18 protein-coding genes are annotated in these 20,685 nt (G+C 25.7%); 17 read left to right on the forward strand and 1 reads right to left on the reverse strand.

The genetic code is table 11. The features are described from left to right. The first annotated feature begins 128 nt into the window (after positions 1–128). The 10 genes from LPC13_RS11895 (at position 129) to LPC13_RS11940 (ending at position 11,002) form a co-directional block, all read left to right on the forward strand. Positions 129–1,076: a carbohydrate kinase family protein gene (locus LPC13_RS11895; RefSeq protein ID WP_005214056.1), complete on the forward strand. Its 948-nt coding sequence runs from the start codon at positions 129–131 to the stop codon at positions 1,074–1,076. A 154-nt stretch (positions 1,077–1,230) separates the two neighbouring features. Further along, positions 1,231–3,522: a carbamoyltransferase HypF gene (gene hypF / locus LPC13_RS11900; protein WP_005214055.1), complete on the forward strand. Its 2,292-nt coding sequence runs from the start codon at positions 1,231–1,233 to the stop codon at positions 3,520–3,522. After that, positions 3,509–3,805 carry a HypC/HybG/HupF family hydrogenase formation chaperone gene (locus LPC13_RS11905; protein WP_234088826.1) on the forward strand — a complete coding sequence of 99 codons (297 nt, stop codon included), beginning with the start codon at positions 3,509–3,511 and terminating at the stop codon, positions 3,803–3,805. Before hypF ends, LPC13_RS11905 begins: the two co-directional genes overlap by 14 nt. After that, positions 3,789–4,865 (forward strand): hydrogenase formation protein HypD, encoded by a 1,077-nt coding sequence (hypD, locus tag LPC13_RS11910; RefSeq protein ID WP_234088827.1) that lies wholly within the window; start codon positions 3,789–3,791, stop codon positions 4,863–4,865. Before LPC13_RS11905 ends, hypD begins: the two co-directional genes overlap by 17 nt. A 90-nt stretch (positions 4,866–4,955) precedes the next feature. Continuing rightward, the gene (hypE, locus tag LPC13_RS11915) at positions 4,956–5,963 is read left to right on the forward strand and encodes a hydrogenase expression/formation protein HypE (protein ID WP_005214051.1); all 1,008 of its coding nucleotides are present in this window, start codon (positions 4,956–4,958) and stop codon (positions 5,961–5,963) included. Positions 5,964–6,058: 95 nt separating this feature from the next. Further along, a complete protein-coding gene (gene yqeB / locus LPC13_RS11920; RefSeq protein WP_040419679.1) occupies positions 6,059–6,856 on the forward strand; it encodes a selenium-dependent molybdenum cofactor biosynthesis protein YqeB in 798 nt (265 codons plus the stop codon). A gap of 16 nt (positions 6,857–6,872) precedes the next feature. Continuing rightward, the gene (locus LPC13_RS11925) at positions 6,873–7,904 is read left to right on the forward strand and encodes an XdhC family protein (protein ID WP_005214049.1); all 1,032 of its coding nucleotides are present in this window, start codon (positions 6,873–6,875) and stop codon (positions 7,902–7,904) included. 38 nt (positions 7,905–7,942) lie between these two features. Beyond that, on the forward strand, positions 7,943–8,533 hold the full coding sequence (gene yedF / locus LPC13_RS11930) for a sulfurtransferase-like selenium metabolism protein YedF (protein ID WP_005214048.1): 591 nt from the start codon (positions 7,943–7,945) through the stop codon (positions 8,531–8,533). A 55-nt stretch (positions 8,534–8,588) separates the two neighbouring features. Next, a complete protein-coding gene (locus LPC13_RS11935; RefSeq protein WP_005214047.1) occupies positions 8,589–9,161 on the forward strand; it encodes a nucleotidyltransferase family protein in 573 nt (190 codons plus the stop codon). 380 nt (positions 9,162–9,541) lie between these two features. Continuing rightward, positions 9,542–11,002 (forward strand): glycogen synthase, encoded by a 1,461-nt coding sequence (locus LPC13_RS11940; RefSeq protein ID WP_005214046.1) that lies wholly within the window; start codon positions 9,542–9,544, stop codon positions 11,000–11,002. Between the two features lie 75 nt (positions 11,003–11,077). On the opposite strand, the gene selD is transcribed toward LPC13_RS11940, so the two are convergent. Continuing rightward, entirely contained in the window at positions 11,078–12,115 is a 1,038-nt protein-coding gene (selD, locus tag LPC13_RS11945; protein ID WP_005214045.1) for a selenide, water dikinase SelD, read from the reverse strand. 230 nt (positions 12,116–12,345) lie between these two features. Between selD and LPC13_RS11950 the strand changes: the two genes are divergently transcribed. The 7 genes from LPC13_RS11950 to LPC13_RS11980 all read left to right on the forward strand — a co-directional run bounded on the left by LPC13_RS11950 (position 12,346) and on the right by LPC13_RS11980 (position 20,575). Then, on the forward strand, positions 12,346–13,689 hold the full coding sequence (locus tag LPC13_RS11950) for an alpha-amylase family glycosyl hydrolase (protein ID WP_005214044.1): 1,344 nt from the start codon (positions 12,346–12,348) through the stop codon (positions 13,687–13,689). Between the two features lie 188 nt (positions 13,690–13,877). Continuing rightward, positions 13,878–14,615, forward strand: a complete 738-nt coding sequence (yqeC, locus tag LPC13_RS11955; protein ID WP_005214043.1) for a selenium cofactor biosynthesis protein YqeC — start codon at positions 13,878–13,880, stop codon at positions 14,613–14,615. Between the two features lie 96 nt (positions 14,616–14,711). Further along, positions 14,712–15,344, forward strand: coding sequence for an HAD family hydrolase (locus tag LPC13_RS11960; RefSeq protein ID WP_005214042.1), 633 nt, complete (start codon positions 14,712–14,714; stop codon positions 15,342–15,344). A 136-nt stretch (positions 15,345–15,480) separates the two neighbouring features. Beyond that, positions 15,481–15,948 carry a hypothetical protein gene (locus tag LPC13_RS11965; protein WP_195245330.1) on the forward strand — a complete coding sequence of 156 codons (468 nt, stop codon included), beginning with the start codon at positions 15,481–15,483 and terminating at the stop codon, positions 15,946–15,948. 344 nt (positions 15,949–16,292) lie between these two features. Then, entirely contained in the window at positions 16,293–17,786 is a 1,494-nt protein-coding gene (glpK, locus tag LPC13_RS11970; protein WP_005214040.1) for a glycerol kinase GlpK, read from the forward strand. 165 nt (positions 17,787–17,951) lie between these two features. Next, a complete protein-coding gene (gene cax, locus LPC13_RS11975; protein ID WP_040419678.1) occupies positions 17,952–18,995 on the forward strand; it encodes a calcium/proton exchanger in 1,044 nt (347 codons plus the stop codon). A 416-nt stretch (positions 18,996–19,411) separates the two neighbouring features. Next, positions 19,412–20,575, forward strand: coding sequence for a class I SAM-dependent methyltransferase (locus LPC13_RS11980; protein ID WP_005214037.1), 1,164 nt, complete (start codon positions 19,412–19,414; stop codon positions 20,573–20,575). Positions 20,576–20,685 lie beyond the last annotated feature (110 nt).

Genomic DNA, 20,685 nt, shown 5'->3' on the forward strand with positions numbered 1-20,685 from the left:
GGGGTAATTTTTTCTTATAAATTTAATTTTTCGACATTTTTTTTGTAATTCCCTCTTTATTTTTTCCTTTCTCTTTACTATAATGTATTTATATTTTATTACGTTAATTTTATGGCAGGAGAGATAGTATGAATGATAATAATCCATATATATTAGTATTAGGGGCATCGATAGTTGATATTTTTGGTTTCTGTGGAAGAAGCTATGTTCAAAATGATTCAATTCCAGGACATATAAAAATATCTTTTGGGGGAGTATGTAGAAATATAGCTGAAAATTTAGCAAGAGTTGGGGTAAAAACTGAATTTATTTCTACACTAGGTGATGATGAAAATGGAAAGAGCATTTTTGAACATTCTAAAAAAATGGGATATAACATGGAAAACTCACTTATATTAAAGGGAGAAAGCACACCTACTTATATGGCCATTTTAAATCATCAAGGTGAAATGGAATCAGCCGTAGTTGATATGGAAAGTTTAAATAAAATGGATCAATCATTCATTGATGCTAAGGATGAAATTTTTAGAAATGCTGAATATACAATTGTTGATTCAGATAATCCTGAGCTACTAGAGTACATATTAAAAAAATATGGAGGTAAAAGTAAATTCATATTAGATCCAGTTTCGGCTAAGAAAGCTAGAAAAATACGTCATTTAGTTAAATATTTCCACACTATAAAACCTAACAGATTTGAGGTTGAAGCCCTTTGTGGATTTAAAATAGAAAATGATGATGATTTAAGAAAAGCAGGTAAATTCTTTATAGACCAAGGTGTTAAGAATGTATTCATAAGTTTAGATGCTGATGGTATATATTATGTAACAAGTACTGGAGAAGAAGGTAAGCTTGCTTGTGGCGAAAAAATAGAAGTTAAAAATGTAACTGGAGCAGGTGATTCCTTTGTTGCAGGTATTGGATATGGTTATATGAATAATTTAAGCATTAAAGATACTTTAAAATATTCAGTAGCTATGTCTATAATAACTATTACTCATGAGGAAACTATTAATCCAGATATGAATCATAATATTGTTGAAGAGTTTATTAAAAATTCAACTTGGAAAGAGTAATCTTAAAATAAAGACTTAAAATAGAGATAAATATAATTAAAATTAATTATATTTATCTCTATTTTTTTATTTTATAATTATTGAAATTATAAAATAAATGATATAATTAACTTATACTTATATGTAAATTTTTTACAGAAAGGTGGTGTGTAATATGTCTATAAAAAGAAAATTTATTGAAATTAATGGAATTGTTCAAGGAGTAGGCTTTAGGCCATTTATATATAATTTAGCTATAAAAAGTAATCTTAATGGATGGGTAAACAATACTGCTATGGGAGTATTAATTGATGCTGAAGGTGACAATAGAAGTTTAGATGTATTTATAAATAACATAAAAAATAATCCACCTCCACTCTCTAAAATTAATAAAATTATTGTAAAAGAAAAAAAAGTTATTAATTATAAAGAATTTACTATAAAAGAGAGTAATAATAGTACAAAACCAACTACGTATATTTCTCCTGATTATTCTATATGTGATAAGTGTAAAGAAGATATATTTGATAAGAAGAATATACGATATAGATATGCCTTTACAAATTGTACAAATTGTGGACCACGATTTACTATAACAAAATCACTTCCATATGATAGAGACTCTACTACTATGAATGAATTTATAATGTGTGATAACTGTAAAAAAGAATACGAAAATCCATTAAACAGGAGATTTCACGCCCAACCTAATGGTTGTAAAGAATGCGGGCCTCGTGTTTGGCTTTCTAATAAAACTGGAGAAGAGTTAACTTTAAATTCTAATTATGTAATGAGTGAAGCTATAGATTTTTTAAAAAAAGGAAAAATACTAGCTGTAAAAGGGTTAGGTGGATTTAATTTAGTTTGTGATGGTACAAATGAAAATACAATAAAACTATTAAGAGAAAAAAAAGGAAGACCTAGAAAACCTTTAGCTATTATGATGAAAGATGTAGAAACCGTAAAAAAATATTGTATATTAACAAATAAAGAAGAGGAAATTCTCACTAGTAACAAACGACCTATTTTGTTGTTAAAAAAATTACCTGATTTTAAGCTACCTGAAAATTTAGCACCTAATAATAAAAGAGTAGGAGTAATGCTACCCTATACTCCCTTGCATTATTTATTATTTGAAAATGGAATAAATGTACTAGTTGTAACAAGTGCCAATATTAGCGGTGAACCTATGATTTACAAAAATGAAGATGCATTAAACAAACTTAATCATATTGTTGATTATTATTTAATGCATAATAGAGAAATATATATGCCTATTGATGATAGTGTAAGTATTTTTTTAGAAAATAAAGAAAGAGTTATCAGATCCGGTAGGGGATATTCTCCTACTGCAATAAATATTAAAACTAAAAATGAAATTTTAGCATTAGGTGCTGAATTAAAAAATACAATTTCATTAAGCAATAAAAAAGATATATTTATAAGTGAATATATTGGTGATTTGCAGAATGTAAGTACAATTAACTTATTAGAAAATATAATAGAACACTTTACTAAAATTTATGAAATTGCTCCTAAGACCATTGTTTATGATATACATCCTGATTTTAATTATAAGAATATAGAAATTGAAAAAAAAATATATATTAGTGATTCTTTGGATAATACCTTTAAAAAGATAGAAGTCCAACATCATCATAGCCATATTGTAAGTTGTTTAGCTGAAAATAATGCTAATGAGAAAGTTATAGGTGTTGCATTTGATGGTACAGGATATGGATTAGATAAAAAAATATGGGGGGGCGAGTTTTTAATATGCAATAAAAAATCCTTCCAGCGAGTTGCACATTTAGGCTATTTTAATTTGCCTGGTGGCGAAAGTGCAATAAAGGAACCTTGGAAAATTGCAATTTCTTTATTATATAAAGTTTTTAATGAAGATTATGAGAAATATATACCTACTCATTTAAGACAAAATGACTATAAAACTATAAAAAAAATGATTGATAAAAATATAAATTCTCCTGAAACTTCTAGTATTGGAAGATTATTTGATGGAATTAGCTCATTAATTGGCTTTAATAGTAATATAAGCTTTGAAGGTGAAGCTGCAATTTATCTTCAAAATATAAGTAATGATTCAATAACGGAATCATATACCTATTCTATTAAAACTATTAATTCTCTTTATATTTTAGATTTTGATAACATTATAAAAGGCATTATTAAAGACATAAATAATAATTTAGCTGTATCAATAATATCGAAAAAGTTTCATAACACAATAATTAATGCCACAATTGAAATTATTTTAATATTAAGAAAAGACTATAATATAAATTCTGTTGCTTTAAGTGGCGGTGTTTTTCAAAACGAAATATTATTTACAGGAATAATTGATGTATTGGAAAAAAATAATTTCAATATTTATACTCATAGAAATATTCCTTGTAATGATAGTGGAATAAGTTTTGGGCAACTCATTATTGCTAATGAAAATTTATAATTTATTTGTAATATTTGAAAGGTGTGAGAATGAAATGTGTATAGCAGTACCAGCTAAAATTGAGAAAATAAATGATGGAGAAGCTGTTGTTAATTATGGTGGCGTTAATATTAATGTAAATATATCGTTTATAGAAAATCCAAAAATCGGAGAATATGTTTTAGTTCATGCAGGTTGTGCGATTCAAAAGATTGATGAAGATTATGCTAAGGAAACTTTGGATATTTTTGAAGAACTTAGTGATGCAATTGAGGAGTGTAAGCTAAATGGAAGTCATAAATAAAATAAAAGATCCTAAAATTACAACTAAACTTTTGAATAAAATACAAAAAAACACTACAGATATTACAATTATGGAGGTTTGCGGTACACATACTAATGCTATTTTAAAATTAGGTATAAAAGACCTATTACCTAAAAATATTAAGCTAATTAATGGTCCTGGTTGTCCTGTCTGTGTTACACCTCAAGGATATATAGATACAGCTATAACTCTTTCAAAAATGAATGATGTAATAATTACAACATTTGGTGATTTAATGAGAGTTCCAGGTACTAAAAGCACTTTAAATACCGAAAAAGCACTTGGACATGATATAAGAGTTGTATATTCTCCAGTAGATAGTATAAAAATTGCAAAAGAAAATCCTAAAAAGAAAATTGTATTTTTATCTATAGGATTTGAAACTACAGCTCCAATAATAGCTCTTACTATTACTTTGGCTAAAAAGCAATCGATAAATAATTTCTTTATTTTAAATTCATTAAAAACAATGCCTGAAGCCATGAAAAGCTTAGTTTTAAATCCTCAGGTTAAAATTGATGCATTTTTATGTCCAGGTCATGTTGCAACAATTATTGGTGAAGAGCCATTTATAAATTTGTCAAAAGAATATAATACCCCCCTAGTTATTTGTGGCTTTGAAGCAAATGATATTTTAGCATCAATATTAAAACTAATTGAAATGAAGGAAAACTCTTGTTCAACTTTAGAAAATTTTTATGGAAGGTTAGTTAAAAAAGAAGGAAATATAGAAGCTTTAAAAATGTTATATGAAGTTTTTGAACCGACTGAAAGTATTTGGAGAGGTATTGGTAAAATAGATAATGCCGGACTTAAATTAAAGGATAAATATATTAATTTTGATATTTTAACTAACCTTAATATGAATATTATTGAAACTAAAGATAATAAAGGCTGCTCTTGTGGGGAAATTTTAATGGGTATTAAAGAACCCATTCAGTGTAAACTTTTTGGAAGTACTTGTACGCCATTAAATCCTATTGGCCCATGTATGGTTTCAGAAGAAGGAGCTTGTGCATCTTTTTATAAATATAGATAAATGAATTACGTTTTAATATAATCATTCTTAAAATTTTAATTATTAAGTTTATGTAAGTAAAATATATAAAATTAAGCGAGGAAATAAATTATGGATATAATAACCTTATCTCATGGTAGTGGTGGAAAAGCTACAAATAAACTAATAAATGATATATTTTTTAAGTACTTTGAAAATGAATATCTTAATCAAAAAAATGACTCAACTATATTACCTAAACTTAATGACAAAATAGCAATATCAACTGATTCTTTTGTTATAAATCCTATTTTTTTTAAAGGTGGTGATATTGGAAAGCTTTCAGTCTGTGGGACAATAAATGACATTTCAATGAGTGGAGCTATTCCTCTTTATATTTCTGTAGGATTTATAATTGAAGAGGGATTAAGTTTTAATGAACTTGAAAGAGTCGTTAAATCTATGGCAGAAACAGCTAAAAAAGCTAACGTTAAAATTGTTACAGGAGATACAAAAGTTGTTGAAAGGGGAAGTTGCGATAAACTTTATATTAATACAACAGGTATTGGTATAAAAAAAGATACTACGCCTTACCTAGGTGGAGATACTGTAAAAGATGGAGATAAAATAATTATAAGTGGTACCTTAGGTGATCATGGTATATCTATTATGAATGAAAGAGAAAATCTAAACTTTAGTTCAAACATAAAAAGTGATTGTTGCCTTTTAAATGAACTTATAAGTGATATTTTATCTGTAAGTAATAATATTAAAGTATTAAGAGATCCAACAAGAGGGGGGATTGCTACTACATTAAATGAAATTTCAGAACATAGTAAAATAAGTATGGAAATTAACGAAATTGACCTTCCTATAAAAAATGAGGTTAAATCTGTATGCGATATATTAGGATTAGATCCTCTATATGTAGCAAATGAAGGAAAAGTAGTTGTAATAGTTGATAAAGAAGAAGCTAATAAGGTTTTGAATATAATGAAAGAAAACCCTGTAGCAAAAAATTCAGCTATAATTGGTGAAGCAATTAATGATGGTAAAAACAAAGTATATTTAAAAACCTTAATTGGTGGAAAAAGGATTGTTAATATGCCTGAAGGTGAACTTTTAGTTAGAATTTGTTGATAATCCTAGAGTTCTTAATTAAAGAAACTTTAATATAAAATATTTTAAAATGAAATTTAAATATCTTATATATTATTAAAATGGAGGGTTATACTATGCTAATTTTAATAAAGGGCGCTGGTGATTTAGCTACTGGCGTAGCCCATAGATTAAAAAGATGTGGCTTTGATATAGTTATGACAGAAATAAGTAAACCTACTACAGTACGACGAACTATTTCATTTTCTCAAGCTGTATATGATGGTAGTGTAGAAGTTGAGGGTATTAAAGCAATTTTAGTAAATAATATAAAAGATATAAAAAATATAATTCATAATGGCAATATTCCAGTTATTATTGATAAGACTGCAGATATTGTAAAACAATTAAAACCTGATGTTGTAATTGATGCAATAATTGCAAAAAAAAATTTAGGGACAAGTATACATGATGCTCCTATTGTTATAGCTCTAGGACCAGGTTTTAATGCAAATGTAGATTGTCATTGTGTTATTGAAACACAAAGAGGGCATTATTTAGGTAAATGTATTTATGATGGAGAGGCTCTTCCTAATACAGGGATCCCCGGAGATATTGCTGGATTTACTGAAGAAAGAATAATAAGAGCAACAACTGATGGGATAATAACTCCAATAAAACAAATAGGAGATTATGTTTATAAAGGTGATATTGTTGCTTATATTAATACTACTAAAATTAAAGCAAATGTAAATGGAATTATTCGCGGAATGTTGAAAGAAGGATTACAAGTTTATAGTGGAATGAAGTGTGGTGATATTGATCCAAGATGTGAGAAATCCCATTGCTTTACTATTTCCGATAAAGCAAGGTCAATAAGCGGTGGAGTTTTAGAAGCTATTTTATATTTAAATAAAGAACATATTAATAAATAGGTTATGGAGCAAAGAAATGAGTAGACAAGTTTATAATATTTTAAAAAATAAACTAAATGAAGATAAAAATATTTATATTATTACAATTATATACTCAAAAGAAAATACTATATTAATAAACAAAATATTAAAATTTGAGAATGAAGTAATATTTGAAGATACAGATAGTAGCAATATTTATAAAGAAATTATTCAAAATCTAGAATCTATAGAATTAGGAAAAGTATTTAAAATTAATGAAAATATTAAAGTATTTATTGAGCTTATTTCATCAAAACCCCATTTAGTTATTTGTGGTGGAGGACATATAGCTTTACCTTTGTGTAATATTGGAAAAATGTTAGATTTTGATATTACTATAATTGATAACAGGAAAGAATTTGCAAATAAAAATAGATTTCCTTTAGCTAATACTATTATTTGTAATGATTTTGAAAAAGCTCTAAAAGATATAAATTATAATAATTCATATTTTGTTATTGTTACTAGAGGTCATAAAGACGATATATTAGCATTAAAATGTATATTAAACTCTAATTTTAAATACATTGGAATGATAGGAAGTAAAGCTAAAGTTGAATCAGTAAGAAGGGAATTATATAACTGTGGTTTTACTACTGAGGATATTGAAAAAATTCATGCTCCAATAGGATTAAAAATAAAAGCTCAAACACCAGCCGAAATTTCCATAAGTATAATGGGTGAAATCATTAATTATAAAAATTCCATTAAAATATCAAATATAGATGATGCAATTCTAGATAATATCACTAAAAATAAAGATAAAATTATGCTTATTACTATTTTAAATAAAAACGGATCATCTCCAAGGGCAGTTGGAACTAAAATGCTTGTAATTGAAAATGGTAATTTTATAGGAACTATTGGTGGGGGTATCCTAGAAAATGTTGTTTATAATAAAGCTTTAGAATTAATTAAATTAGAAAAATCATCAATTGAAAATTATGATCTATCTAATTCAAAAGCTGCTAACTTAGGTATGGTTTGTGGTGGGCAAATAAAAGTTCTATTTGAATATATACCTTAATCTTATAAAAATATATAATTTTAGAGGAGATTTTAACTATGAAAATAATTAATGCAGTAGGGCAAAATTGTCCAATGCCTGTAATTATGGCAAAAAAAGAAATTGATAATGGAGAAGACTTTTTTATAATTGTTGTTGATAATAAAATAGTAGTTGAAAACTTAAAAAAACTTGCTAATAGTCAAGGTTTTAAAATTACTGTAAAAGAAGAAAATAATATTTATAATATTACTTTTAATAATTCTTGTGAAGAGTGTGAATCTATCATTTCTAAAATTCAAAGAAAAAATTTAGGTAATTGGGCAACTTTTATAGGGAAAGATATTATTGGTTATGGCGATAAGGAACTTGGTAAAAGTTTAATAAAAATGTTCTTTTATACATTAGCAGAAAGTGATGATATTCCTAAATATATCTTATTTATGAATGATGGCGTTAAGGTTCCTACATTAAATGAGCAAGCTATTGAACATCTAAAAGAGCTTCAAAAGTTAGGTGTTAACATATTAGTGTGTGGAACTTGTTTAAGTTTTTATGGGTTAGATAATAAACTTTCGGTAGGAGCTGTAAGTAATATGTATGAAATAATTTCTGCAATGAAAGAAGTTGAAAAAGTTATCTCTTTATAAAGTTTATATAAATAGTAATAAAATTTAATGGAATTAAAAAATTAGGAAATATAAAATGAAAATTAATTTAATTTTATTAGCTGCAGGTAATAGTAAAAGATTTTTAGAAAATAAACTTCTTTATAAAATTAATGGAAAAGATATGTACATGTATATATTAGATACAATTAAAAATATAAATTTCAATAAAGTTATTTTTGTTACACAGTATGAAGAAATACAAAAAGAATTAAAGAAATATAATTTTAATATTGTTATAAATACTGAAAGTTATAAGGGTATCTCTTCTTCTATACAACTTGGAATCAATTATGATAAGTCTGCAGATGGATATATGTTTATGGTATGTGACCAACCATTTATAAAAATTCAAACTATACGTAACTTAATACATGCTTTTAATGTATCTAATACGGGAATAGTTGCAGTTTCTTATAATAAAAAACCTAGAAATCCGGTTATATTTTCAAGGAAATATTTAAATTCACTTTTAAGTTTAAATGGAGATATTGGTGGAAGTAGTATTCTAAAAAACAACTTACATGATTTAATTTTAGTTGAAGTTAGCGAAAAAATAGAGATTTGTGATATTGATACTAAAGATGATTTAAAAATAATTAAATATTAAAAGCTATCCTCATAAGAGCAATGGGATAGCTTTCTATATCAAGAAAAAGTATTATATAACTTTTTCCTAAAGTTATTATAGCCATAACTTATTAAATTTATTCTTATAAATATATAAATAATTTTTACTCTATAATATTACGTTAATATATTATCTAGCAAAAATTTAAAGAACAGCTATTAAAATTATCATTTTTCACTTGGAAATTTTATGTAAAATTTATTTGTAAATGTTTATAAGAAATAAATTAATAATAATAACTTCTATTTGTTTACAATTAATGTAAATATGGTAAAATAGTATTTGTATTTAGTTTTAATTTTTTTATTTAGTATACACATTAAAATTTACTATATAGTTAAATCAGGGGGAATTGAGATATGAAAAATATATTATTTGTGGCTTCTGAAAGTGTTCCTTTTATTAAAACTGGTGGTTTAGCTGACGTTGTAGGTTCACTTCCAAAGTCATTTCCAAAGGATGAATTTGATGTTAGAGTAGTAATACCTAATTATAAGTGTATCCCTTGGCAGTATAAAAATAATTTTAAATATGTTACTCATTTTTATATGGATCTTGGACAAGTATCTAAAAATACCTATGTAGGTATAATGACTTGTGAATATGATGGAATAACTTTTTATTTTATAGACAATGAACATTATTTTGGTGGAAATGCTCCTTATAGTGGAGATACAAAGTTTGATATTGAAAAGTTCTGCTTTTTTAGCAAAGCAGCCTTATCAATTTTACCATCAATAAATTTCAAACCTGATATTATTCATTGTCATGATTGGCAAACTGGAGTTTTACCGGTTTACTTACACACTATATTCAATGATAATAGCTTTTATCATAATATAAAAACTATTATGACTATACACAATTTAAAATTCCAAGGAATTTGGGATATAAAAACTCTTAAGAGCATTACTAACTTCCCAGATTATGTTTTTAGACCAACAGATATGGAATATAAAAAAGATGCAAATATGCTAAAAGGTGGATTAATATATGCAAATTATATTACCACTGTAAGTAATAGTTATAAAAATGAAATCCAATGTGATTATTACGGAGAAGGCCTTGATGGAGTTATACGTGAAAAAAGTGGTGGCCTTTATGGAATTTTAAATGGAATAGATTATAATGAATACAATCCTGAAACAGATAATGAAATTTTTAGAACGTATGGAAAGTATAGTTTTATTCCAAATAAAGCTTATAATAAAACAGAATTACAAAAAGAATTAGGATTAACAGTAGATGAAAATAAGTTTATGATAGGTTTAATATCTAGATTAACAGACCAAAAAGGTATAGATTTAATTAAAAATGTAATAGAACAAATTGCAGATGATCATACTCAATTAGTTATTCTTGGAACTGGTGATGAAGGTTATGAAAATTTATTCAGGTATTATGAGTGGAAGCTAAAAGATAGAGTCTCTGGTAACATTTGCTTCTCAAATAATAGAGCTCATAAAATATATGCAGCTGCTGATGCTATGCTTGTTCCTTCAAGATTTGAGCCATGTGGTTTAACTCAATTAATCGCCTTAAGATATGGATCAGTTCCAATAGTAAGAGAAACTGGTGGTTTAAGAGATACAGTTGAACCATATAATGAGCATTATGACTGTGGTACAGGTTTTTCATTTGCTAACTATAATGCCTATGAAATGCTAAATATAATAAACTATGCAAAACATGTATATTTTAATCAAAGAGATAAATGGAATGGAATAGCTTATAGAGGTATGTGTAAAGACTTCTCTTGGAATAATTCAGCTGAAGAATATACAAAATTATACAGAAAACTTATGGGCGAATGGGTTTAAATAGATATCTCATTTAAAGTATAAAGTATAATGATAATAAAGTAACCATTGTGAATTTCTTTCACAATGGTTACTTTATTTTATTACTATATCATATTGCGACTTTTCATATACCTGTCCAATAATTTTAGTCCAATTAGTATAATACTCCATCCTAGATAAATATTTTTTTGCATCCTCTTCTGGCATAGATAAAAGTAATCCTCCAGATGTTTGTGGATCAAGCAATACATCTCTCATTTCATCTGAGATATTTTCTAAGCATTTAAATTTATCTTTTAAATACTCTAAATTATTGTACATTCCTTCAGGAATAACTCCAATCTTTGCATATTCTAAAGCTTTAGGTAAAATAGGTATATCTTCACTTGAAATTTCTATAGTTTTATTACTTCCATCAGCCATTTCATATGCATGTCCAATTAAACCAAAACCTGTAATATCAGTACAGGCATTAACTCTTAATCCATTTAAGCATTCCTTTGCATATTTATTTAACATTGTCATTACATCGGTAATCTCTTTACTTTCACTACTATTTAAAAGTTCAGCTTTAGATGCAGTATTCAATACTCCTAATCCTATGGGTTTAGTTAAAACAATAACATCTCCAGTTTTAGAATTACTATTGGTAAGTATTTTATTTTTATTAGCAAATCCACTAACACAAAGACCATACTTAGGTATAGGATCAGCAATAGTGTGTCCCCCTACCACAATAGCTCCAGCTTCTTGTACTTTATTATATCCTCCTGATAAAATTTCACTCATAATTGATTTGTCCAAACATGATGGGAAACACAATAAATTCATCGCAATAGCAGGGTCACCTCCCATTGCATATATATCACTTAATGCATTGGTAGCCGCAATTTGTCCAAATATATAGGGATCATCAACCATAGGTGGAAAAAAATCTACTGTCTGTATTAAAACATTCTCGTCACCTATTTTATATACACATGCATCATCTTTTTTATCAAAACCTACAATAAGATTATTATCATTAAACTTAGGTAAATTTTTCAATACAGATTCTAAAGTAGCTGGTCCTATTTTTGCTGCACATCCTGATGATTTAGTTAAGTTGGTTAATTTAATATCATTAATCATTTTATTTCCTTTCTTTTGAATAAATTTTATTAACTACATGAATATAATAAGCTTTAAATTTTCATATTAATAAATAATATACTATATTATTTAAAATTATTATAAATTTCAATTGAATAATACGTACAAAATATTCCATTATAAATTATAATAATTATATAAAGTTATACTAAACCATATGTTTATCTACAATATTATATACCTTAATAAAATATTTAGGAGGATTTTAAATGTTAAATTCAATACAAGATACAATATTTTATCACGTATATACACTAGGATTTTGCGGTGTTTTAAAGAAAGATAATTGCAGTATAGCTATTAATAAACTAAGCAAATTTGATGATAACTGGATTAAACATTTAGTTGATATGGGCATAACTGCTATTTATTTGGGTCCTATTTTTGAATCAACCTATCATGGTTATGATACTAAAGATTACTATAAAATTGATGAACGTTTAGGAAGCAATGATGATTTTAAAAAATTGGTAAAAATTCTTCATGAAAATAATATAAAGGTTGTAGTAGATGGAGTTTTTAATCATGTAGGCCGGGAATTTTGGGCGTTTAAAGATGTATTGAAAAATAAATATAACTCTGATTATTCATCATGGTTTAATATAGATTTTAATAGAAATAATAATTATAATGATGGATTTTACTATGATGGATGGGAAGGGCATTATGAATTAGTAAAATTAAATTTATCTAATAATGAAGTAAAAACTCACTTATTTGATGCTATAAAAACCTGGGTCAATGATTTTGGGATTGATGGAATTAGACTAGATGTTGCATATTGCCTACCAAAAGACTTTATTAAAGAATTGAAAAGCTTTTGCAATAATATAAAACCAGATTTATGGTTAATGGGAGAAATTATTCATGGAGATTATAATAGTATTGTTGGCAGTGATTTATTAGATTCTGCAACAAATTATGAAATTTATAAGGGACTATATTCAAGTCATAATGATAAAAACTACTTTGAAATAGCATATTCATTGAATAGGCAATTTGGTGATTACGGTATATATAAAGATTTAAATCTATATAATTTTGTAGATAATCATGATGTTAATAGAATTGCAACAATGGTAAATGATAAAAGGTATTTAAATAATATATATACTTTGCTATTTACTATTCCTGGTATTCCATCTATATACTATGGAAGTGAATGGGCAATTGAAGGTGATAGAAAAATAACTGATTTGAACTTAAGACCTGAATTATCATTAGATGATTTTAAAGATAATGCTGAAGCTCAACAAATGTTAAAAACAATATGTAATTTATCAAAAATGCGAAATGAAATTCCCGTGTTAACCAATGGTAAATATAAAGAAATTTTAGTTAGAAATAAACAATTTGTATATGCTCGTACTTTTGATAATAAATGGGCAATTATTATTTTAAATTTAGATGACTGCCCTTGTGATATAGAGTTTTCATTACCTATATCAAATGGCGTTAAATTTAAAATTTACAATGATGATACAATTATAAACTATTCTGGAAAAATAAAATTAAATATTAATGCTTTTTCTAGCTTAATTTTATATAATTAATTAGATTTGCTATATAAAGTTAATCTTAGTGTATTAAATATAAATCTATTTTATATTTAATACACTTTTATATTTGCCTTTAAATATTAATCAAATAAATTATTATTAAGTAATATTTATATCTTTGAATTTGTTATAAAATAGTTTATTATTAAATATATAGAAATTTAATAATAATAGGATATACTATGAAAATAATAAAGTGTACTGATATCACTATAGAAGAAACTCATTTGTATAAAGCACTAGATATAAACCCCAATAAGAAAGAAGTAATTTCTTTTGTTGGTGCTGGAGGAAAAACTACATCATTATATACTTTAGCAAATGAGCTTAGTAACTTAGGTAAAAAAGTAATAGTAACAACTACTACACATATGCATATGCCAAAGGACTGTATTATATTTAATGATAATAAAGATTTAATTAAAGATTCTTTAGATAAAAATTTATTAGTTACAGTAGGAAAAAAATCCAATAATAATAAAATTGGCTCTATAGATGAAGAAATTGCTGATAAATTAATTGAACTTTGTGATTTCTTATTAGTTGAAGCTGATGGTTCTAAAATGTTACCACTAAAAGCACCAGCTAAATATGAGCCTGTATTATTAAAAAACACTACAATAGCTATAGGGATAGCTGGTATTGATTCAGTTTATAATCCATTAAATGTAGTTTGTCATAGACCTGAAATTGTATCAGCAGTTTTAAATGTTAATTTAGATCATTTAATAACTCCTTATGATATTGCATATCTTCTAAGTAGTAAAAGTGGACAAATGAAAGATATAAATAATAATTCAACACTCTATAAAACTATTATTAATAAAGTAGATAATGAAATACGCTTAAATTATGCATTTGAAGTAGCATCATATTTACAACCTAAAAATATAAATTGTGTTATAACTTCATATGTTTAATCTGAAAATAAAATATTTACTAAAAATATCTGTACATCCTCTTCTAACGAGATAAATCTATTTAGAAGAGCATATACATAATATTCAGGAGGAAAAATGAAAGTCGATGGATTAATATTTGATTTAGATGGTACCTTATGGGACTCTACTAAAGAAGTTGCAGAAAGTTGGAGTAAGATTTTATCAAACTATAACTTTGATAAAAAAGAAATTACAGTAGAAGAACTAAAACCTTGCATGGGAAAATTATTAGATGAAATTGCAGAAATGTTATTTCCAAACTTAGATAAAGAAACTCAAATTAAAGTAATCCATGAATGTGCTAACTATGAAAATGAATATATAGGTGAATACGGAGCTAAGTTATATGACAATTTAGAAAATACCCTTAAAATATTAAATAAAACCTATAAATTATTTATAGTAAGTAATTGTCAAGATGGATATATTGAATGTTTTTTTAAAGCTCATAAGCTTGATAAGTATTTTTTAGATTATGAATGTCCAGGTAGAACAGGCCTTACAAAAGGAGAAAATATAAAGTTAATAATAGAAAGAAATAATTTGAAAAATCCAATATATATTGGAGATACAGAAGGTGATATGAAAGCTGCAAAAATAGCAGATATTCCTTTTGTTTATGCTAAATATGGATTTGGAAGTGTATTAAATTATGATTATTCTATTAATTCATTTGATGAACTAATAGGTATAAAGTTTAGCAAATAAGAGCTTAATATTAAAGCTCTTTTTTTATTATACAGCTTATCTTTAAATATACTTGTAATGTATTGTATTAGTAAGAATATATTTAAATATGTATTAAAGTATTTTTTATTAATAAGGTATTTAAAGGAAGGTTAAAATGAAACTTAAAAATCTACTATTAACACTTACAAAAGAAGATATATTAAATTTATTAAAATTACAAGATAAAGTTTTTATAAACGAGCTTTCTCTAGAAAACAACATAAAAATACGAGGTGTTTATAAAGTAATTGGATTGAATATCGATTTTTATACCATGCTAACCGTTAATAACTTCAAAAATAATATACTGCAAATAGATATCAATGACTTTAAATTATCTAATAAAGGTGCAATGAATCCAATTATAAAAAGAAGTGTTGCTTTATTTGAAAAATCAATAAATGATATAGATGGTGTAACTCTTGCAAACAAAATATTATCAATTGATATAGAAAAGGTAGTAGAAGTATATTGTACTGAAAAATATGGTATAGTATTAAATAAATTAATAATTGATAATTTAACAAGTAAAAATAATTGTATAGAGCTTAATATTAATGAAGTAAGCTTAGCTTTTAAATAGGTATTATATATTGGGGTTATATTAAAATAGCTATACTACTAATATTGTATTTTAATACGACCCCTTAAAAACACTAATTTTATATTCAAAATAAATTTATTATATGATATTATTGTCAATATACTGATTAATGTCTATAAATAAAATTACAAGTCAACTTGTATACATTTTCATTTTCTATTGAAATCTTTTAATTATGATTATTTTCAGTATAACTATTAAGTTATATATAAATGTATTGTTAACATAATATTATTATTTATATAGTGTGAAATATACTAAATATGAGAAAGTTTAAGTAATAATCTAACAACTATCTTAGTAAACTTAGGAGGTACGTTACAATGAATAAATATATTATGGCTTTAGATCAAGGAACTACTAGTTCAAGAGCAATAATATTTGATAAAGATCAAAATATATATGGAATAGCACAAAAGGAATTTACTCAAATATATCCTAAAGAAGGCTGGGTAGAGCATAATCCAATGGAGATATGGGCTTCACAATATGGAGTATTACAAGAAGTAATGGCAAAAAGTAATATATCTCAAGAGCAAATAGCCGCAATAGGAATAACTAATCAAAGAGAAACCACTATTGTTTGGGATAAAGAAACAGGTGAACCAATTTATAATGCAATAGTTTGGCAATGTAGAAGAACTGCTAGCATTTGTGAGAAACTTAAAGAAGAAGGATTTGAAAAATATATTAAAAAGACTACTGGTTTAGTAATAGATGCATATTTTTCAGCAACTAAAATTAAATGGATTTTAGATAACGTTGAAGGTGCTAGAGATAAAGCTAAAAATGGACAATTACTTTTTGGAACTGTTGATACATGGTTGCTTTGGAAACTTACAAATGGTGAAGTTCATGTAACTGATTATACAAATGCTTCTAGAACCATGCTTTTTAATATTAAAGAATTAAAATGGGATGAAGAAATAGCAGCTATACTAGATATACCATTATCTATGCTACCTGAAGTAAGAAATTCTTCAGAAATATATGGTTATGTAAATCTTGGTGGAAAAAGCAACACTAAAGTTCCAATTGCAGGAATTGCAGGAGACCAACAAGCTGCACTTTTTGGTCAAGCTGCCTTTAATAAAGGTGATGCGAAAAACACATATGGTACAGGATGTTTTTTACTTATGAATACAGGTGATGAATTAGTTGAAAGTAAACATGGCTTATTAACCACTATAGCTATTGGATTAAACAATAAAGTACAATATGCTTTAGAAGGTTCTGTGTTTATGGGAGGAGCTATAATCCAATGGTTAAGAGATGAATTAGGATTAATCACTGATGCAAAGGATTCGGAATACTTTGCAAAAAGTGTTAAAGATAATGGAGGGGTATATGTTGTTCCTGCATTTGTAGGCCTAGGAGCGCCTTATTGGGATATGTATGCAAGAGGTTCTATCTTTGGATTAACTAGAGGTACAAATAAAAATCATATTATTCGTGCCTCACTGGAATCAATTGCTTATCAAGTAAAAGATTTATTAAATGCCATGGAAGAAGATGCCGGATTCAAAATAACAACCTTAAAAGTTGATGGAGGCGCTAGTAAAAATAAATTATTAATGCAATTTCAATCAGATATAACTGATATAAAAGTATGTAAACCTATTATTACAGAAACTACTGCCTTAGGAGCAGCTTATTTAGCAGGACTTGCTGTTGGATATTTTGATAGTACTGATGAAATATCAAAAAACTGGTATTCTAGCGAAACATATACATCTAAATTAGATGAAAATAAAAGAAATGATTTATATAATGGTTGGAAAAAGGCAATTGAACGTTCAAAAGGTTGGGAAAAATAATTAAAGCTTTTATATAAGCATAAAATTTAATATAATTTACAAACATAATCTAAAAAACTTCACTAAATTTTAAAAGAAATTTAGTGAAGTTTTTTTTATAATAATATTTATTTGTAGTTAAGGAAAAACTATTAAATATTATTGTGTGAAATGGATGTGATATATGTGAAAATATTGAAGTTTATGTTGATTTTTATTCCTATTAGCATAGTTGGGAAATTCTTAAATTTTTCTCCATCTATAATGTTTATCTTAGCAGCTTTATCTATAATACCTTTAGCTGGATTAATGGGAGAGGGAACTGAAGAAATCTCCTTTTATACCGGTCCTAAAATTGGTGGATTTTTAAATGCGACTTTTGGAAATGCAACAGAATTGATAATATCATTCTTTGCTCTTAAAGAAGGATTATTTGAAGTTGTGAAATCGTCTATAGCTGGCTCAATAATAGGAAATATATTGCTTGTTTTAGGCGGTAGTATGTTAATAGGTGGTTTAAAACATAAAAACCAAAAATTTAATAGAAATATTGTAGAAGTTACATCTAGCATGCTTTTATTTGCTGTAATTGGTCTTTCTATTCCAGCTATATTTACTCATACCTTGTCTAGTAATTTATTAAATACTAAATATGAAGGGTTTAGTTTAGTAGTAGCTATAGTAATGTTTGTATTATATATATTAAGCCTAGTTTTTTCCTTTTTTACTCACAAAGAATTATACGCTGTTAATTATGAAGAAGATGGGAAAGCTAAATGGTCTTTAAAAAAAGCAATTATAATTCTAATTGTTTCTACAGTATTAATAGCTATAGAAAGTGAATTTTTAGTAAGTGGTGTTGAAGATATAACTGCTAAATTAGGATTAAGTGAATTTTTTGTAGGTATAATTTTAATACCTATTATAGGAAATGCAGCAGAGCATAGTACTGCTATAACAATGGCAATAAAAAATAAAATGGATGTTGCAATTGAAATTGCAATAGGATCTAGTCTTCAAATTATATTATTTGTAGCACCAATACTTATATTTTTAAGTTTATTATTTACACCAATGACTATAATTTTTAATCAATTTGAACTTGTAGCTCTTATAGTTTCTGTATTAATTGCAAATAAAGTAGCAAATGATGGAGAGTCAAATTGGTTAGAAGGTGCGCAGTTAGTAGCTGTATATTTAATAATAGCAGCTGGATTTTTCATATTATAGAAATATTGACTTCAATTTCATAACATCAATGCTTTTGTTGTTTATAAAATAATAAGGTAATGTTGAAACATACATTAGTATTTTATTTACTTAAACTTTAGGAGGAAATACTATGAGTGAAAAGCATGATTGTTGTTGTTCTAGTCAACAAGAAAAAGAAAAGAAAGCCAATAGTTGCGGATGTCACCATAAAAAAGAGAAAAAAGCTCAAAATATAAAGGAAAATTATTAATATTAAACAGCTATCATATTTTATGTGATAGCTGTTTAATATTAATAACTATAAAATAAAGTAGGTAAATTATAAAAAATAGTTTGAATTATCTTATTTGCTATATATAATTAATGTTAGGAAAAATAAAATTTTAAGTTTAATTTAATATAGTTTAAAATAATAATTATAAGGTGAGTAATACATGGAAAATTTAAAAAAATCAATAGACGAAATGTTAAATGAGGAATTATTTAAAATTGTTATAAGTAATAAAGCCAATAAAGATCTTAAGTATAATAAAATAGTAATATCACTAAAAAGTTCACCTAAAAATACATATTATCAAATTGAAAAATTCACAGATAAACAAGTATTTCATGAAAATATAGAAGTTGATTTTTTAAGTGATAAACTAATAGAGATTATATATGAAAATTATAAACAAGTAGCAGCATGGTCACTAAATAATACATATGACTTAAAAATCTCTAAAAAAGGTAAGGTATTTTTAAATAAAAGAAAAAGTGATAATTCAAATTTAATAAAAAAAGGCCATAATAAAGAAAAAAATTATATTTTAAAAGAAGGTATGATCATCGAGCCGTTAATAGATCTTGGTGTATTTACTAAAGAAGGAAAAGTTATTAATTCAAAGTATGATAAATATAAACAAATTAATAGATTTATTGAAATTATAGATGATGAAATTAAAAAGAATGACTATAAAGATCTTACTATTTTAGATTTTGGTTGTGGTAAATCATATTTAACATTTGTTTTATACTACTATTTTGTAAAAATTAAAAATATTAATGTAAAAATGATTGGCTTAGATTTAAAAGAAGATGTAATAAAAAAATGTAATGAAATTGCTAAAAGATATAACTACGAAAATCTTCACTTTGAATTAGGTGATATAAATGGCTTTAAATACACAAATAAAGTAGATATGGTTATTACTCTTCATGCTTGTGATACCGCAACTGATTATGCTTTATATAATGCAGTAAAATGGAATAGTAAAATGATTTTTTCAGTTCCTTGTTGTCAACATGAACTTAATAGTCAAATGAAATCAGATTCTTTATCTATATTAACTAAGTACGGAATAGTACAAGAAAGAGTTGCAGCCCTTATGACAGATAGTATTAGAGCTAATTTACTTGAATGTGCTGGCTATAAAACCCAACTTCTTGAATTTATTGATATCGCTCATTCTCCTAAAAATATCTTAATTAGAGCTTCAAAATCAAATATTAATAAAGATAAGAAGGAAAAGTCATTAACTGAAGTTCATAATTTAATAAACACTTTCAATTTTAAACCAACACTTTTTAACTTATTGAAAAATGATAATCTAATTTAATGAAAAGCAGTAAGATTATTAAAATCTTACTGCTTTCAGACTGCTGACAAAGTGTCAGTAGTCTTTAATTTTATACAAATATGTAATATAATTTAAAATATATTAATTTA

This window comes from Clostridium celatum (assembly GCF_021412605.1).
GTDB lineage: Bacteria > Bacillota > Clostridia > Clostridiales > Clostridiaceae > Clostridium > Clostridium celatum.

Excerpts from the sequence above, each read along its gene's own strand:
- LPC13_RS11895 (WP_005214056.1), top strand. The coding sequence starts at position 129 with ATGAATGATAATAATCCATATATATTAGTATTAGGGGCATCGATAGTT.
- hypF (WP_005214055.1), top strand. The coding sequence starts at position 1,231 with ATGTCTATAAAAAGAAAATTTATTGAAATTAATGGAATTGTTCAAGGA.
- LPC13_RS11905 (WP_234088826.1), top strand. The coding sequence starts at position 3,509 with ATGAAAATTTATAATTTATTTGTAATATTTGAAAGGTGTGAGAATGAA.
- hypD (WP_234088827.1), top strand. The coding sequence starts at position 3,789 with ATGGAAGTCATAAATAAAATAAAAGATCCTAAAATTACAACTAAACTT.
- hypE (WP_005214051.1), top strand. The coding sequence starts at position 4,956 with ATGGATATAATAACCTTATCTCATGGTAGTGGTGGAAAAGCTACAAAT.
- yqeB (WP_040419679.1), top strand. The coding sequence starts at position 6,059 with ATGCTAATTTTAATAAAGGGCGCTGGTGATTTAGCTACTGGCGTAGCC.
- LPC13_RS11925 (WP_005214049.1), top strand. The coding sequence starts at position 6,873 with ATGAGTAGACAAGTTTATAATATTTTAAAAAATAAACTAAATGAAGAT.
- yedF (WP_005214048.1), top strand. The coding sequence starts at position 7,943 with ATGAAAATAATTAATGCAGTAGGGCAAAATTGTCCAATGCCTGTAATT.
- LPC13_RS11935 (WP_005214047.1), top strand. The coding sequence starts at position 8,589 with ATGAAAATTAATTTAATTTTATTAGCTGCAGGTAATAGTAAAAGATTT.
- LPC13_RS11940 (WP_005214046.1), top strand. The coding sequence starts at position 9,542 with ATGAAAAATATATTATTTGTGGCTTCTGAAAGTGTTCCTTTTATTAAA.
- selD (WP_005214045.1), bottom strand. The coding sequence starts at position 12,115 with ATGATTAATGATATTAAATTAACCAACTTAACTAAATCATCAGGATGT.
- LPC13_RS11950 (WP_005214044.1), top strand. The coding sequence starts at position 12,346 with ATGTTAAATTCAATACAAGATACAATATTTTATCACGTATATACACTA.
- yqeC (WP_005214043.1), top strand. The coding sequence starts at position 13,878 with ATGAAAATAATAAAGTGTACTGATATCACTATAGAAGAAACTCATTTG.
- LPC13_RS11960 (WP_005214042.1), top strand. The coding sequence starts at position 14,712 with ATGAAAGTCGATGGATTAATATTTGATTTAGATGGTACCTTATGGGAC.
- LPC13_RS11965 (WP_195245330.1), top strand. The coding sequence starts at position 15,481 with ATGAAACTTAAAAATCTACTATTAACACTTACAAAAGAAGATATATTA.
- glpK (WP_005214040.1), top strand. The coding sequence starts at position 16,293 with ATGAATAAATATATTATGGCTTTAGATCAAGGAACTACTAGTTCAAGA.
- LPC13_RS11980 (WP_005214037.1), top strand. The coding sequence starts at position 19,412 with ATGGAAAATTTAAAAAAATCAATAGACGAAATGTTAAATGAGGAATTA.